Source organism: Achromobacter xylosoxidans (assembly GCF_001457475.1).
Classification (GTDB): domain Bacteria; phylum Pseudomonadota; class Gammaproteobacteria; order Burkholderiales; family Burkholderiaceae_B; genus Achromobacter; species Achromobacter xylosoxidans.
The window spans coordinates 5631595-5647348 of the sequence record NZ_LN831029.1 but is presented as its reverse complement, the minus strand read 5'-3'; the positions used below and the strand labels follow the sequence as shown (position 1 = coordinate 5647348).

The following is a 15754-nucleotide window of genomic DNA, read 5'->3' as shown; positions in this document are numbered from 1 at the left end:
ACTTCGGTTTTTTCGAACCATAACTCACTTTCAGGCTGATTTCTCCGTTTGCCCGGTATCCGGATCATGAGGGCCTTCACATACAAGCGGGAACATCATGGAAGCCTTGCTCTCATTTCTACAAGCCGACTTCGCCGGCACGCCGGCCTGGAGCTGGCTGCTGTTCATCGGCATCGTCATCTCCCTGCTGGTCTTCGACCTGGGCGTGCTGCACAAGGAAGACCGCGAGATCGGCGTGCGCGAAAGCCTGCTGCTGTCGGCCGGCTACATTTCCGCCGCGCTGCTGTTCGGCGGCTGGGTCTGGTGGCAGATGGGCCCGGCCAGCGGCATGGCCTACTACACGGGCTTCCTGATCGAGAAATCGCTGTCGCTGGACAACGTGTTCGTGATCGCGCTGATCTTCAGCTTCTTCGCCATCCCGCGCCAGTTCCAGCACCGCGTGCTGTTCTGGGGCATCCTGGGGGTGATCGTGCTGCGCGCCATCATGATCGGCCTGGGCGCCGCGCTGGTCAGCAACTTCGGCTGGTTGATGTATCTGTTCGGCGCTTTCCTGGTGTTCACCGGCATCAAGATGTGGATGATCGCCGACCAGGAGCCGGACATTGCCACCAACCCGATCCTGAAGTTCCTCAAGCGCCGCATGCGCGTGACCGATGGGCTGCGCGGCAATGCCTTCTGGGTGCGCGAGCCGGATGCGGCCACGGGCAAGACGGTGCGCTGGGCCACGCCGCTGTTCCTGGCCCTGGTGCTGATCGAGTTCGTGGACCTGTTGTTCGCGGTGGACTCGGTGCCGGCGATCTTCGCCATCACCACCGACCCGTTCATCGTGTACACCAGCAACATCTTCGCGATCCTGGGCCTGCGCGCGCTGTACTTCGCGCTGGCGGCGATGATCCACCGCTTCCACTACCTGAAGTACGCGCTGTCGCTGGTACTGGTGTTCATCGGCACGAAGATCTTCCTGGTCGGCTTCATCGGCAAGATTCCCGCCGTGGTGTCGCTGTCGGTGACCTTCGGCCTGATCGGCGGCGGGGTGTTGTTCTCGCTGTGGAAGACCCGCTCGGGGGCGTCGCAGCCTGAGCTGAAGACGGAGTAAGCCCGGCACGAGCAAGAGGGCCCGCCCATGGCGGGCCTTTTTTTTCGCCGCGCCGTCTCAAGATGAAACAGCCCCCTCGGGGGGGGCCGGGAAGCCGAGGGCGCGGCGTGGGGGTGCTTTCTCATGCACCGGCGGCGGGGGCCGGGTCGAGCGTGCGCAGGAAGCCGGCGATGGCCGCGGCGGCGGCCTCGGGCGCGGCCTGCAACAGGCAGTGCGGCGCGTCGATGTCGACCAGGAGGGTCTGCGGCGCCAATTGCCTGACCAGCATGGCGGCGGCGGGCGGCACCACGCGGTCGTGGCGCGCCTGCAGGTATAGCAGCGGCAGACGCACGCCGGCACATGCCGCGCGTTGGTCGGCGGCCATCACGGCCTGGAGACGGGCTCGCATGACGGCGGGCGCCACCTGCGCGACGGCCCGGTCCAGCGCGGCGCGCAGCGCCGGCGTGCCATGGGCGCCCAGCAACAGGTGATGCAGGACCGCGCGCGGCAGCAGTGTGACCGGCAGCCAGTTGGCCAGCGGCCGCGCCAGGCCCAGCCGGGGATGCGGCGCGCGCACGAACGAGGCGCACAGGATCAGGCCTCGCAGGTTTGGCGGCGGCGCGGCGGCAATGGCGGCGCCCAGCGGTCCCGAGAAGGATTCGGCCAGCAGCACGAAGGGCGCCTGCGCGGGCAGGGCCTGGCGCACGCGCTGTTCGAGCGTGGGGTAACCGAGCGGCTCGCGGGCGGGATAGCGCAGCACCACGGGCGGCGGCGCGGGGGGCAGCGCGGACAGCAGCGGATCAAACAGATCGCCGGTGCCGTCCATGCCGGGCAACAGGACCAGTTGCGGGGGCATTCATCAGGTTCCGGATGGGGGGAATAGTCGCATTCTGACAGGGTGTCGACATATCCAGTAAATATGAATGTATAGCCATATATATATTTGTCATATGGAATGACGCGGCGTAGAGTGCGGAACGTATCCAGACCCACGCAAGGAGCCGCCATGACCTGGTCCGCCAAACAGTATTCCGCCTTTGAAAACGAACGCACCCGCCCGGTGCGCGACCTGGTTGCCGCCCTGCCGAACGAACAGGTCGGCCACGCGGTGGATCTGGGCTGCGGCCCCGGTAACTCCACCGAGGTGCTGGCCGCCCGCTACCCGCAGGCCGACGTGACCGGCATGGACAGTTCCGACGACATGGTGCAGGCGGCGCGCAAGCGCCTGCCGTCGATCGCGTTCGAACTGGCCGACATCGAAACCTGGAATCCGCCGCGCCGGTACGACGTGATCCTGGCCAACGCCGCGTTGCAGTGGGTGCCCGATCACGCGACCCTCTATCCGCGCCTGGTGGGCAAGCTGGCGCCGGGCGGCAGCCTGGCGGTGCAGACGCCGGACAACCTGGAAGAGCCGGCCCACAAGCTGGCGCGCCAGGTCGCCGCCGACGGCCCCTGGGCCGGCAAGATCGGCGGCGTCAAGCATCCGCCGCGCCACAGCGCCGCCTGGTACTACGAGCTGCTCAAGCCGCATTGCGGTCGACTGGACGTCTGGCGCACGACCTACATGCATCCGCTGGCGGATGCGCAGGCGGTGGTGGAATGGTTCAAGGGCACGGCGCTGCGGCCCTATCTGAACAAGCTGGATGCCGATGAGCAGGCGGCCTTCCTGGCGCGTTACCACGACGAGATCGCGCGCGCCTATCCGGCGCTGGCCGATGGCACCGTGCTGCTGCCTTTCCCGCGCCTGTTCCTGGTGGCGGGCCCCCGGGACTGACGCGGTGCGCCGCCAGGCGCGTGCCGCGGGTTCCCGTGCAAACGGAGCCTACGCCTTGTCGGCGAAATAGCGCGCCGGCGTCTGCCCCAGCGTCTTGCGGAACATGGTGATGAAGGCGCTGACCGATTCGTAGCCCAGGTCTTCGGCGGTGCGTTGCACCGATACGCCGGACGACAGCCGCTGCAGCGCCATCACGATATGCATCTGCTGGCGCCAGCGGCCAAAGCTCATGCCGACCTCCTGCTGCACCAGGCGCGCCAGCGTGCGTTCGCTCATGGCCATGCGGCGGCCCCATTCGGCCACCGTGCTGCGGTCGGCCGGATCGGTGCGCAGCGCCGCGGCGATCTCGCGCAGGCGCGGGTGGTCGGACAGGGGCAGGTGCAGCTGTTCCGTGGGCATCAGCGCCAACTGCTCGACCAGCACCTCGGCCAGCCGGCGGTTGGCGGGCAAGGCGGTGTCGGCCGGCGCCAGGTCGGCCAGGTGCGCCACCATTTCGCGCACCAGCGGCGTGACCGCCAGCGTGCAGCATTGCGTCGGCAGGCCCGGCGTGTCCGCCGGCACGAACAGGAAGCAGACCCGGCCGTTGTCGGTGACGCGGTTGCTGTGCGGCACGCCGCCGGGGATCCAGACGCCGCAGCGCGGCGGCACCATCCACAGGCCCTGCGGCACGAAGCTCGTCACCCCGCCTTGCAGCGACAGCACCAGCTGCCCCATCCGATGGCGATGGGTGGGCGATTCGTGCTCGTTGCGGGCGGCGTCCACACGCATGGCGTACGTCCATTGCGCGGGGGTGTCGGGATCGAAGTAGGGGCTGTGGGCTTGCGGCGGATACATTGGCGCGGCGCGGGCTTGGCTGGATTTGAGGATATTTTGTCATTATCTCGAAATTCAGCAGAGCCGGCTTTCTCTAAGCTGGCGCCATGACTCCTTCCGCTTCCTCCCCCGCTTCCCAACGCCCCGTCCTGTTGATCGTGGGCATCCTCTTCATTGCCATGGCGCTGCGCGCGCCGGTCACGGGCATGCCGCCACTGGTCGGCCTGATCCGCGAGCAGCTCGGCCTGTCCAATACCGCGGCCGGCATGCTGATCACGCTGCCGCTGCTGGCCTTCGCCGTCGTCTCGCTGGTGTCGGCGGGCATGGCGCGCCGCTACGGGCTGGAGCGCACCCTGTTCGCGGCGCTGCTGCTGATCGGCGGCGGTATCGTGCTGCGCAGCCAGGGCCAGGCCTGGGCGCTGTATACGGGCACGGCAGTGATCGGCTCGGGCATCGCCATCGGCAACGTGCTGCTGCCCAGCCTGCTCAAGCGCGACTTTCCGCAGCGCGTGGCGGGGCTGACCTCGGCGTATGTCCTGACCATGAGCATCGCGGCCGGCGCCGCCTCGGCCCTGGCTGTGCCGCTGGCCAGCCTGGCGGGAGGCAGCTGGCGCTTCTCGGCGCTGTGCCTGCTGGTGATCCCCGTGGCCGGCGTGCTGCTGTGGCTGCCGCAGCTGGCCAACCATACGCCGCCGGCTTCGTCCACCGCGCACGCGCCGCACGGCGGCCGGCTGTGGCATTCGGCGCTGGCCTGGCAGGTGACGCTGTACCTGGGCATCAATTCGTTCGTGTTCTACGTCGGCGTGAGCTGGCTGCCGGCGATCCTGCGCGACGCGGGTTATACGGCCGAGCGCGCCGGCTCGCTGCACGGCCTGCTGCAGTTGATGTCGGCCGGGCCGGCGCTGTTCCTGGCGCCGGTGGTGCGACGCATGAAGGACCAGCGCGCCGCCGCGTTCTGCTCGGCGGCGTCCTCGCTGGCGGCGTTCGTCGGTTTGATCGCGGCGCCGGGCTGGGCCACGCTCTGGATCGTGTTGCTCGGATTGGGCACGGGCGGTGGCATCATTCTGGGCTTGATGTTCGTGGGCCTGCGCGCCAGTCATGCCCAGCAGGCGGCGGCGCTGTCGGGTATGGCACAGTGCGTGGGCTACCTGTTCGCCGCCAGCGGACCCGCGCTGGTCGGCGCCATGCACGACCGGCTGGGTGGCTGGTCGGCGGCGCTCGGGCTGTGCGCCGCATTGTGCCTGGCGATGGCGGGCTGCGGCCTGCTGGCGGGCCGCGCGATCCAGATCGGCCAGTTCCGGCCCCACCCGGCCAAGGCGCCGCAACGCGCGGCGGAGTGAGACCGGCGCATGCCGGGCGCGCAGGCGCGTCGTTTTAGCCGCCGGCCTGGGTGCGCCACAGGCGCACCAGGACGTCGGGCGCCTGCGCCTCGGGCACGTCGAACGTGAGGCTGGCGGTATCGCCGCTGGCCGGGTCGCGGAACACCAGTTCCACATGGAAGTAGCGCTGGTCGCCGCCCTGCGCGGGGCAGTCCGGCGTGGCCAGCGGGGCGGTGCGGCGCAAGGCTTCGCCGACCTCCTGGCGCAGCCCGGGGGGGCAGTCGGTCAGGTCGATGCTGCGCGTGCGAGCCAGGCCGGGCAGGTAGGCCAGGCCGCCTTCGCGTGTCAGGCTGACACGCAGCGCGAATTCGAGCGGGGGCAGGTCGATCATGGCTGTATGCCCACCGCCGCCCAGGCGCCGGCCACGGCCTTGTGCGCGGCGTCGCCGTGCGCGCCCCGCGCCACGTCCAGCGTCAGGCGCGCGAACGTGGCGAAGTCGGCGTCGTGGCGCAACCGCTTGTCGCGCAGGGTGTCGTACCAGATGCGGCCGGCCACTTCCCAGGCCGGTCCCTTCAGCGCGGTCGCGGCCAGGTAGAAGGCGCGGTTCGGAATGCCCGAATTGATATGCACGCCGCCATTGTCCTGCGGCGTATCGACGTAGCCGCTCATGTGCGCCGGCTGCGGGTCCTTGCCCAGCACCGGATCGTCATAGGCGCTGCCCGGCTCGGCCATCGAGCGCAGCGCGCGGGCCCGCACTTTCGGCAGGAACAGGCCCTGGCCCACCAGCCAGTCGGCGTCGCTGGCGTCCTGGCCCAGGGCGTATTGCTTGACCAGCGCGCCGAACACGTCGCACAGCGATTCGTTGAGCGCGCCGGACTGGCCCTGGTAGGCCAGCGCCGCTTCGCTGTCGATGACGCCATGGGTGAGTTCGTGGCCGATGATGTCGACCGCCACGGTGAAGCGGTTGAACACCTCGCCGTCGCCGTCGCCGAACACCATCTGCGTGCCGTTCCAGAACGCGTTGTCGTAGTCCTCGCCGTAGTGCACGGTGCCCACCAGCGGCAGGCCGGCGCCATCGATCGAGTCGCGCTGGTAGACGTCGTGGAACAGCTTGTAGGTGGCGCCCAGGTGCTCATAGGCTTCGTCCACCGCCGGGTCGCCGCTGGCCTTCGCGCCTTCGGCGCGCACCAGCTTGCCGGGCAGGGTGGTGGTGTTGGCCGCGTCGTGCACCGCGCGTCGCGGTGTGCCGGCGGCCGATGGCTGGCGCGGCGCCGCGACCTGGGCGCGGGGCGGTGGCACGGCCATTTCACGCAGCCCGCGCTGCTGCTGGTCGATGATGAGCGTCTTGACGGCCGGCATGCTTACGCGCGCATCGGCGTGCTGCGCCAGGCGGTCCAGGACATAAGGCGGGATCACGCCGATCAGGGGCGTGGACGCGGAGGGGCGCGGCATTGTCGATCTCCCTGTGAGGACATGGCGGACGCGGCGCGCGGGCCGGGCCCGGGGCAGGCTTTACGGTAGCAGATAGGCCTGGCGCGGGCGTAACAGTGTGCGGCCTGATGCTAGGAACGATAAACGAGCGCGCCGCGGCTCGACGCCCGCGGCGCGATCCGCTATCTTTCAGCGCGCCCCATCCCTTTCGCTTACGCTTCGAGACATCGCATGTCCGCCGACCACCGCATCCGCCATCTCGCGCTGACCGAGACCCACATCCTGCTGACGCTGGCCGACGGCCGCACGTTGCGCGAGCCGATCCGGCGGCATATCCGGCTGGAGAAGGCCAGCGCGGCCGAGCGCGCGCAATGGCAACTGGTGGACGACGACCACGGCGTGGTGTGGCCCGCGCTGCTGGCGCCTTCGGCCGCGGGCATGCTGAACGTGCGCGACCTGTTGTGGGACGCGCATTACGAGAGTGCGCTGGCGGCGCTGCGGGCGGTGGAGTGGAAGCTGGACAGCCTGCCGCAGCGCGAGCAGGAACTGGTTGCGCTGTGGCGCATGGAAGCCGACATCAACAACGGCGGTTTCATGCAGTTCCTGTGCAACTGGGGCGACCCGACCTGCCAACTGGCGCTGCTGGCGCTTGGCAAGATCGGCGCGGCGCGCACGCGCGCCATCCTGGCGGACATGCGCGGCCTGGTAGATCGTTTCGAGGCCGCGCCCGAGGTGATCCAGCTGAACGACATCTATGGCGCCATGACCGAGGCCGAGCAGGCGCGCCTGCATGAGCTGGACGAAGCCTATTTCGACTATCCGGACGACCTGGCGCGGCTGGGCCTGGCCTACTACGACTAGCCTGGCGTCCAGCCGGCGCGCTTCAGTCGAACACGTTCGCCAGCACGTCGGCGACGATGCCGGTGGCGATGGCGATCAGGATGAGGTCATTGCCGGCAACGCGCCATTCATAGCCGGGATGCACCGGCAGCCGGGCCAGCATCGGCCCGGGCACCATCTTCTTGGCGATTCCCGGAGGCAGCGGCTTGCCGCGCGCCAGGTTCTTGCGGATGCCGGGCGGCAGGGAGCCATAGCCGGTGGCGCCGGCCTGCACCGCATAGCCGCGCGCGGTCGAGATGCTGATGCCGGCGGTGCTCAGGGTGACGCTGACGTTGGTGTCCGAATCCTTGCCGTTGCCCTTGCCGTTGCCCTTGTTCTTGCCGCCGCTGTTGCCATTGCCCTTGTTGTTGCCATTGCCGTTGCCATTGCCGGCGTGATCGGGTTTGCCGCGGTTTTCCGGCGGCGCCGACCAGGCGGGGGCCAGGAGGGTGGTACAGGCCAAGGCGGTCACGAAGATGGCGATCGAGCGGCGCATGATGGGGACCCGAAGTTGAGGTCCAAGCAGCGTACCGCAGCGCTGGAACGCGCGCCATCTCCATTGGCAAGTGGTTTTTCTTATTGCAACAACCGTAACCTTTCACGCCGCTGACTCGGGCTAGAATCGCTCGCTTCTATTCCGGGGGGAATGCCAGGTGCGATATTTCCTGATCTTGGTGGGGGCGGCCGTGGTCGCCTATTTGCTCGCGCGCGGCATCGCCGCCGTGCTCTCGGACCGCAAACGCAATAAATCAGAAAGGGACTCCAAGTGAAGCCGACCGACCTCCAGATCGTCAAGTCCGTCAAGCCGCGCAGCCTGAAGCTGGCTATCGGCACGGGCGTGTTGTTCGTGCTCATCCTGTGCCTCGCGTTCGGTTCCTGGTTCCAGGTGGACCAGGGCGAACGCGGCGTGGTGCTGCGCAACGGCAAGCTGGTGCGCGTGTCCGAGCCCGGCCTGGACTTCAAGACGCCCTTCATCGACAACGTGATGACGGTGTCGGTGCGCGACCACACTTTCGTGTTCGAGAAGCTGGAAGCCTACAGCTATGACCAGCAACCGGCCACGCTGCGCGTGTCGGTGACCTACCGCGTGCCGCCCGAGCACGTGGCCGAGCTGTATTCCGAATACGGCACCATCAGCAACCTGCAGATGCGCGTGCTCGAACGCAAGACGCCGGACGCGGTCAAGAACGTGTTCGGACAGTACACCGCCGTGCGCGCCATCCAGGAACGCCAGAAGCTGGGCCTGGACGTGAACAACGCCGTGCTCAAGACCATGGAAGGCGCGCCGGTCCAGGTGGTGGGCGTGCAGATCGAGGAAGTCGGCTTCTCGCAGGCCTACGAACATTCGATCGAGCAGCGCATGCTGGCCCAGGTGCAGATCGAGACCACGCGCCAGCAGAAGGAAACGGCGATGATCAACGCCGAGATCCAGGTGGTCAAGGCCAAGGCCGAGGCCGACGCGCGCCGCCAGCAGTTCACCGCCGAGGCCGACGGCATCCGCATGCGCGGCGAAGCCGAGGCCGCATCGATCCGCGCCAAGGCCGAGGCCCTGGCCGCCAACACCAATCTGGTCAGCCTGAATGCGGTCGAGAAGTGGGACGGCGTGCTGCCGACGACCCAGGTGCCGGGCGCGGCGCTGCCGTTCATTGGCATCAAGTGACGGCGGCGCTGCCGCGGGACGCGGCGGCTGGAGGGCGCCGCCGCGCGAATTCCATCATGTCGTCGCCGGACAGCGCCTTGCTGTAGAACCAGCCTTGCACGATGATCTCGGCGCTCGATTCGAGCGCCGAGATCTGTTCCGGCGTTTCGACGCCCTCGACGATGATCTGCAGGTCCAGCGCTTCGCAGAAGCGCAGCAGGCCGCTCATCACTTGGGCGCCGCGTTCGCTGCCCTGCGCCAGCACGAAGCTGCGGTCGATCTTGACCGCGTCGATTTCGAACTGGTGCAGGTAGCTCAGCGCCGAATAGCCGGTGCCGAAATCGTCGATATAGATTCTGCAGCCGATGCCGTGCAGCCGGTCGAACGCCTTGTGCAGGGCCTGCGCGTCCTCGACCAGCGCGTCCTCGGTGAGTTCCACCGACACCTGCCCGCGGGCCTGTTCCAGCACTTTGACGAGCTTGTCCAGATACGATTCCGACGTCAGCGTGCCGCTCGTGACGTTGACGGTCAGCGGCAGGGCGAAATCCGCCTTGCGCCAGGCGTGGCATTGCAGCACCGCCTGCTTGGCCACCCACAGATCCACCTCGCGCATCAAGTCCGCCTGCGCCAGCCAGCGCAGGAATTCGAGCGGCGCCTGCTGCATGCCTTCCGGGCCGGTGGCGCGCAGCAACGCCTCGCAACCGGTGCAGCGGCCATCACGCAATGACACCTGCGGCTGGTATTCGAGGTAGAAGTCGTATTCGCTGATGGTGCGGATACGGGAAATCTCGGCGCTGCGGCGCGCGCGGTTGGCATAGGTGGAGACCACCGGGTCGTGCGCGAACAGCAGCGATTCCTCCTGCAGGCGCGGGAATGTGGTGTCCAGCGACTTGAAGTAGACGGTGGCGTCGGCCTTGCGCTGGCGTTCCAGCGCCACCACGAAGGGCGCGTAGATGCAGGTGCCCAGCGCGATCAGCACCACCTGCAGGATCACGCCGCCCAGGTGCCCGCCGGCGCTGAGATAGGCGTTGAGCAGCACCGGCGAAGTGAGCGGCAGCGTGACGGTGGCTGGCGGCATCCAATCGAGCTGCACCGCCGTCAACGCGATCAGGACGTTGCACACCGGCGCCAGGATGAACGGCAGCAGCAGGCGCGGGTTGAGGATCAGCGGCAAGCCGAACAGCAGGATTTCGTTGACGTTCAACAGCGATACGGGAATGCTCGCCAACGCCAGCAGCCGCAGCGATTCGCTGCGCGAGAACAGCAGGATGGCGGCCACCAGCGACAGTGTCGCGCCGGCGCCGCCGATGAAGGTGAAGGCGCCGAGCAGGCTACCGTTCAAGGCGTACATGCCCTGGTAGCCGGCCGCGGCGCTGGCGGCATTCAACGCCGTGGCCTGGTCCAGTACGTCGATGACGGGCGACATCGCATGGTAGCCATGGATGCCGAAGAACCAGAAGATCGAGTTGAGCGCGGCGGTCGCCGGCCCGATGGTGAAGGGGCTTTCGAGCGAGGCCAGGTCCACCGGAATGTCGAACCGCGCGACGCCGGGAATCCGCAGCAAGGCGCTGATCGCCAGCGCCACGGCGGCGGCGGTCAGCACGCCCGGTATCACCATGTTGAGGGTGCCGCGCACGTTTTCGCCGATCAGGCCGTCGGGCGCCAGGCGGGTCCAGTGGCGCCGGTGCAGCCACGCCAGCAGCGGCACGCAGCCCAGCGGCAGCAGGATGGCGAGGCTCAGGATCAGGGTGGCGGCGGCGTGGGGATGGGGCGCCAGCAGTGCCTCGGCGATCACCACGTACGACAGGCACAGGAACGCCGCCGGCAGGTTGGGCACGCGATGGCGGATCGACAGCATGTAGCCGACCGAGGTGCCCACCAGCAACGGCATGATCGTGTTCAGCCTGGCGTGCACGGCGGCCAGGCCTTCGACCACGCCCGCGGGCAGGCCGGCCTGCCCGGCCACCACCGACAGCACCAGGAACAGCGCGGACACCAGCAGGCAGGGCATCGTCCAGAGCAGGCCCTCGCGGATGGCGCGTAGCGCGCTGGCGCTGGCCAGGGCCGCCAACCGGTCTTTCGGATAGCGCATGAACCTTGATGTCGACATACCGGTATCGCCCAAAAAAGCCCGCTGCCGAAGGAGGGCCCGCCCCGGGGGCTGGCGCTGCGGCCGTCCCGGGTTTGTAAGAATCCTTTGCCGCATCCTAGCGCCTGAGTTCCCGGCTTAGCAATCGCGCGGGGAAAAAATCCTAGGGATTTCCCTCTGTCAAGAAATGAAAAGCCGGCGCATCGTGCGCATATCAGGAGGACGGCGGCGCGCTACGATCGGACGCAAGCCCTGGTTGGGCGGACGCCGCGGCTTCATGACAGGCTAGACCCAGAGGGAGACACGATGTCGCAGTTGGAGTGGGTGCCCGGCGACAAGACGCCGGAACGGCAGGGCTATTACGAAACGCGGTTGGACACGGGCGGCACCGCGATCACGCTGTACAGCGTCCTGGGCTGGATGCCGGTCAAGACGCCGGGCAATATGGTGAGCTGGCGGGCCTTGCCACCCGCCGCCGAAAGGCAGGAGGCCGAGCGCCACATCCAGGAATTGCGCGCGGCGCAGAGCCACGTGCCGATGGACTACTAGTGGCAATGGCTCGGCGGCAGCGCCAGGTGTTCTTGCGGGAATGAGAATTATTTGTAAAATCCGCAGCGTTGCCACACTACGCCACCGGATCGATCCATGTCCCGCCCCGCTTCGTCCCGTCCCGGATGGCTCGCCTGCTATGACGAGCTGATCGGCGCCTGGAGCCGCCGCTCGGGCAACCGGCACGACGCCGAGGACGCCGCGCACGACGCGATCGAGCACCTGCTCAACGCCGACGCCAGCGTGGCGGCCAAGGCGCGCGGCTATCTGTTCCAGGTGGCCGGACACCGCCTGATCGACCGCTGGCGCCGCCAGCATCGCGAGCAGCACGTGCCGTTGGATGAACTGGACGAGCGCGACCAGCCGGTGCACGCCGATCCCGAGTCACCGGTTCGGGCCGCGCGGCTGGCCGACGACCTGGCGCGGGTGCTGGCCGAACTGCCACCCAAGTGCCGCCAGGCCTTCGTCCTGAACCGCATCGAAGGCTGGACCCAGGCCGAGGTGGCCACCTGCATGGGGCTGTCCAAGAATATGATTGAACGCTACGTCATGCGAGCGATCCAACACGTGCAGGAACGCCTGCGCGAACACAATCCATGACGCCGTTCCTGTTTACTTCATGTCCGCGTTCCGGCGTGGACGGCCACCGACGATGACCGAGTCCTTTTCCCGCGATGCCGATGACCCGCGCCAGCCCGCCAGCGCCGCCTGGTGGTTCGCGCGCTGGCATTCGGGCGACATGACGCGGCGCGAGCGGCGCGCATTCGCGCGCTGGCGGCGCGAGCAGCCGGACGCGGCGCGCGAGTTCGACCGCATGCAGCAGTTGGGACAGGCCGCCGCGCAGTTGCCGCCCGACCGCGTGCGCGACCTGCTGGGCGGCGCGGTGCCGCCTCGCCCGGGCCGCCGGCGCATCGCCGCGCCGCTGCGCATCGCCTTAGCCTGCGCGGTGCTGGCGCTGGTGGCGCTGGTCGCCTGGTGGAGCCTGCCGGGCGAGGCGCCGACCTACACCATCGTGGTGGGCGCCGACCGCGGGGAACGCAAGCAGGTGACCCTGCCCGACGGCTCGGTGCTCGAGATCAACGGCAGCACGCTGGCCGAGGTCAAGTTCTATGCCGGCCGCCGCGAGGTCGAACTGCAAGGCGGTGAAATCCTCTTCAGCGTCAGTCCGGAAGCGGAACGGCCCTTCATCGTGCGCGCTGGCAGCGGCGACGTGCGCGTGACCGGCACGGTGTTCGACGTGCGGCGCGACGAGGACGTGGTCACCGTGCTGGTGCGCTCCGGCACGGTGGAAGTGACCGGCGGCCATTGGTGGAACCTGGGGCTGGCGGTATTGCGCGATGGCCACGGCATCCGCGTGCCGGGCAGCGGCGCCATCGGTGTTCCGGCGCCCGCCGACGTCGAGACGGCGCTGGCCTGGCAGACGGGCAGGGTGGTGTTCAGGAATGCGCCGCTGGCCGAAGTGGTGAGCGAGATGAATCGCTACCTGGCCACGCCGCTGCGGCTGGCCGACAGCAAGGCGGGACGCCTGCGGGTATCGGCCTCGTTCAGCCTGGACCGGCCCGAAGCGTTGCTTGAGGCGCTACCGGCGGTGGCGCCGGTGAAGCTGACGCCTTCGGCATCCGGCGTCATCGACGTGAACGCGCGCTAGGCGTTACAAAATAATCGTCCCCGGCATTCAGGTTTTTTCGCCTCGGCATCGTTCTAGGAATGAAGGCGCGCCGCGCCTTGCCTTTGCAAGAAGGCTTTCCTCCTGTTCCTGAACCGAAACCGCCGCTGATCGTGAATGCTTCCTCCAGGCGCCGCGCGCGCGCCACGCCCCGTATCGTTCTTTCTTCCCTGATGCTGTCGCTGGCCCTGGCGACGGGTGTCTGCGGCGCCGCCGGGCCGCGGGCGCCCGCGGTGGCGGTGGACATTGCCGCCATGCCGCTGGACGAGGCGCTGTTGCAGTGGGCCGCGCAGACGCGCCAGCGCGTGTTCTACGCGCCTGAACTGGTGGCCGGGCTGCGCACGTCGGGCCTGCGCATGACCGCCAGCCCGGAGCAATCGCTGGCGCGCCTGCTGCAGGGCACGGGCGTGGGCTATCGCTGGCAGGGCGACAGCATCGTCCTGACCCGGGAAGGCGAAGTGGCCAGCCTGGCGCCCGTGACGGTGCTGGGCGCGGGCGACCCGGCCGTGACCGAAGGCACCGGCTCGTACACCACGCCCGCCACGGCGGCGGCAACCGGATTGTCGTTGTCGCTGCGCGAAACGCCGCAGTCGCTCACCGTGGTGACGCGCCAGCGCATCGAGGACCAGAACCTGCGTTCGCTGGACGAGGTGATGGGCAACGTGGTCGGGGTGCAGGTGGTTTCCGAAGACAGCGACCGCACCGATTTCTGGTCGCGCGGCTTCTACATCGACAGCCTTCAGTACGACGGCGTGCCCACCACGATCGGCCTGTCCATGTATGGCGAGTCCAACAACGATTCCATCATCTATGACCGCATCGAGGTGGTGCGCGGCGCGACCGGCCTGATGACTGGCGCGGGCAACCCCTCGGCTTCGATCAACCTGGTGCGCAAGCACGCCAACAGCCGTGAATTCACCGGCGAGGTCAACGCCGGCATGGGGTCCTGGAACCAGTATCGCGGGTCGGCGGACCTGACCACGCCGCTGAACGCGGCGGGCACCGTGCGCGCGCGCATGGTGACGCTGTACCAGAAGTCCGATTCGTACATCGATCGCTATCGCGCCGACAAGAAGGTGTTCTACGGTGTGGTCGACGCCGATCTGACGTCCGCCACGCAACTGAGCGTGGGCATGGACTACCAGGACAAGCGGCCGCGCGGATCGACCTGGGGCGGCCTGCCGGTGGTGTTCAGCGATGGCACGCCCACCGATTGGCGCCGCTCCAAGAGCAGCGCGGCCGACTGGACCTATTGGCACACGACGCAGCGCACGGCTTTCGCGACGCTGACGCACCGTTTCGACAACGATTGGGAGGCGCGGCTCGCCTGGTCGCAGCGCAAGAGCAAGTACGACGCCAAGCTGCTGTGGTTCAGCGGCAAGCCCGATCGCGCCAGCGGCGCCGGCTGGACCGGTTTCCCGGGGTACTGGAATTCCTATGCGCAGCAGACCGCGCTGGACCTGCAGGTCAAGGGCCCGTTCCAGTTGCTGGGCCGGCGTCACGAACTGGTGCTGGGCGCCTCGCGCAGCCGCTACAGCGAGGACTTCTACAGCTACGCGCGGCCCGCATCGATGGCGGACACCGGCTCGTTCTACGATTGGGACGGTTCCTATCCCGAGCCGGCCTGGGGGGCCTCGACGCTGCGCGACACCGTCACGCACCAGCGTGGCGTGTATGGCGCGGCGCGCTGGTCGCTGACCGACGACGTGACGCTCATCACCGGCGCTCGCCACGCCTCGTGGAAGTCGCGGTCGCCCACCCGCGACCAGCGCGATGCGCGCCTGTTGCCCTATGCCGGCGTGGTGGTCGACCTGGACCGCACCTATTCCGCGTACGCCAGCTACACCGACATCTTCCAGCCGCAGGACTACCGCGACCGCAACGGCAACTACCTGGATCCGGTCGAAGGGCAGAACTACGAAATCGGCGTCAAGGGAGAATACCTGGACGGTCGGCTCAATGCGTCGCTGGCCTTGTTCAAGGTGAAGGAAACCAAGACCGCCGTGCCGGATCCCGGCTATGTGGTGCCGGGATCGACCGATGGCGCCTACCGGACCGCCGACGGCGTCACCACGCGCGGCATCGAAATGGAGCTGACCGGCCAGCTGGCGCCGGGCTGGAACACCACGCTGGGCGGCACCTACTACACCAGCCGCGACGCGCACGGCGTGTCGGTCAATACCGAGCGGCCGCGCGCCTCGGCCACGCTGTTCACCACCTATCGCCTGCCCGGGGCCTGGAACAGGCTGACTTTGGGCGGCGGCGCCAACTGGCAGATCAGCACCTACAGCAAGGTGGAGCTGGACGAGGGCAGCGTCATCGCCAAGCAGAAGGCCTACGCGATCTTCAACCTGATGGCGCGCTACGACTTCAGCGCGCACCTGTCGGCGCAGTTGAACGTGAACAACCTGTTCGACAAGAAGTACTACCTGGGCGGCGTGGCCAACCAGGTGTACTACGGCGAGCCGCGCAACGTGTTCCTGAACCTGAAGGCGACGTTCTAGCGCGGCGGCCGTGCAG

General features: G+C 68.2%; 15 protein-coding genes. 9 read left to right on the top strand and 6 right to left on the bottom strand.

Annotated elements, in window-relative coordinates:
• The first annotated feature begins 97 nt into the window (after positions 1 to 97).
• Positions 98 to 1096: a TerC family protein gene (locus tag AT699_RS25530; protein WP_006387384.1), complete on the top strand. Its 999-nt coding sequence runs from the start codon at positions 98 to 100 to the stop codon at positions 1094 to 1096.
• Between the two features lie 121 nt (positions 1097 to 1217).
• Here the strand turns inward: AT699_RS25530 and AT699_RS25525 are convergent, their stop codons facing one another.
• Positions 1218 to 1931, bottom strand: coding sequence for a serine aminopeptidase domain-containing protein (locus AT699_RS25525; protein ID WP_006387385.1), 714 nt, complete (start codon positions 1929 to 1931; stop codon positions 1218 to 1220).
• Positions 1932 to 2081: 150 nt separating this feature from the next.
• On the opposite strand from AT699_RS25525, the gene tam reads away from it, so the two are divergent.
• On the top strand, positions 2082 to 2849 hold the full coding sequence (tam, locus tag AT699_RS25520) for a trans-aconitate 2-methyltransferase (RefSeq protein ID WP_024070282.1): 768 nt from the start codon (positions 2082 to 2084) through the stop codon (positions 2847 to 2849).
• A gap of 48 nt (positions 2850 to 2897) precedes the next feature.
• Here tam and AT699_RS25515 read toward each other — a convergent pair whose 3' ends face one another.
• Complete coding sequence (locus tag AT699_RS25515; protein WP_024070281.1) at positions 2898 to 3683, bottom strand: AraC family transcriptional regulator; 786 nt, start codon at positions 3681 to 3683, stop codon at positions 2898 to 2900.
• An 86-nt stretch (positions 3684 to 3769) separates the two neighbouring features.
• Here AT699_RS25515 and AT699_RS25510 point away from each other — a divergent pair, with 86 nt between their 5' ends.
• Complete coding sequence (locus tag AT699_RS25510) at positions 3770 to 5002, top strand: MFS transporter (protein ID WP_053501071.1); 1233 nt, start codon at positions 3770 to 3772, stop codon at positions 5000 to 5002.
• Positions 5003 to 5036: 34 nt separating this feature from the next.
• Here AT699_RS25510 and AT699_RS25505 read toward each other — a convergent pair whose 3' ends face one another.
• Entirely contained in the window at positions 5037 to 5372 is a 336-nt protein-coding gene (locus AT699_RS25505) for a protealysin inhibitor emfourin (RefSeq protein WP_020926534.1), read from the bottom strand.
• Positions 5369 to 6433, bottom strand: coding sequence for a M4 family metallopeptidase (locus AT699_RS25500; protein ID WP_024070279.1), 1065 nt, complete (start codon positions 6431 to 6433; stop codon positions 5369 to 5371). Before AT699_RS25500 ends, AT699_RS25505 begins: the two co-directional genes overlap by 4 nt.
• A gap of 210 nt (positions 6434 to 6643) precedes the next feature.
• Here AT699_RS25500 and AT699_RS25495 point away from each other — a divergent pair, with 210 nt between their 5' ends.
• Entirely contained in the window at positions 6644 to 7273 is a 630-nt protein-coding gene (locus tag AT699_RS25495; protein ID WP_006387391.1) for a DMP19 family protein, read from the top strand.
• Between the two features lie 22 nt (positions 7274 to 7295).
• Here AT699_RS25495 and AT699_RS25490 read toward each other — a convergent pair whose 3' ends face one another.
• Positions 7296 to 7787 carry an anti-virulence regulator CigR family protein gene (locus AT699_RS25490; RefSeq protein WP_024070278.1) on the bottom strand — a complete coding sequence of 164 codons (492 nt, stop codon included), beginning with the start codon at positions 7785 to 7787 and terminating at the stop codon, positions 7296 to 7298.
• A 270-nt stretch (positions 7788 to 8057) separates the two neighbouring features.
• Here AT699_RS25490 and AT699_RS25485 point away from each other — a divergent pair, with 270 nt between their 5' ends.
• Positions 8058 to 8951, top strand: coding sequence for a prohibitin family protein (locus AT699_RS25485; RefSeq protein WP_006387393.1), 894 nt, complete (start codon positions 8058 to 8060; stop codon positions 8949 to 8951).
• On the opposite strand, the gene AT699_RS25480 is transcribed toward AT699_RS25485, so the two are convergent.
• On the bottom strand, positions 8944 to 11022 hold the full coding sequence (locus AT699_RS25480; protein ID WP_197602768.1) for an EAL domain-containing protein: 2079 nt from the start codon (positions 11020 to 11022) through the stop codon (positions 8944 to 8946). The genes AT699_RS25485 and AT699_RS25480 overlap by 8 nt on opposite strands.
• A gap of 303 nt (positions 11023 to 11325) precedes the next feature.
• Here AT699_RS25480 and AT699_RS25475 point away from each other — a divergent pair, with 303 nt between their 5' ends.
• From AT699_RS25475 to fhuE, 4 genes are all read left to right on the top strand, one after another.
• Positions 11326 to 11568 (top strand): hypothetical protein, encoded by a 243-nt coding sequence (locus tag AT699_RS25475; RefSeq protein ID WP_024070276.1) that lies wholly within the window; start codon positions 11326 to 11328, stop codon positions 11566 to 11568.
• A 96-nt stretch (positions 11569 to 11664) separates the two neighbouring features.
• Entirely contained in the window at positions 11665 to 12168 is a 504-nt protein-coding gene (locus tag AT699_RS25470) for an RNA polymerase sigma factor (RefSeq protein ID WP_024070275.1), read from the top strand.
• A 52-nt stretch (positions 12169 to 12220) separates the two neighbouring features.
• Entirely contained in the window at positions 12221 to 13216 is a 996-nt protein-coding gene (locus tag AT699_RS25465) for a FecR family protein (protein ID WP_024070274.1), read from the top strand.
• A 59-nt stretch (positions 13217 to 13275) separates the two neighbouring features.
• On the top strand, positions 13276 to 15738 hold the full coding sequence (fhuE, locus tag AT699_RS25460; RefSeq protein WP_024070273.1) for a ferric-rhodotorulic acid/ferric-coprogen receptor FhuE: 2463 nt from the start codon (positions 13276 to 13278) through the stop codon (positions 15736 to 15738).
• Positions 15739 to 15754: the final 16 nt, after the last annotated feature.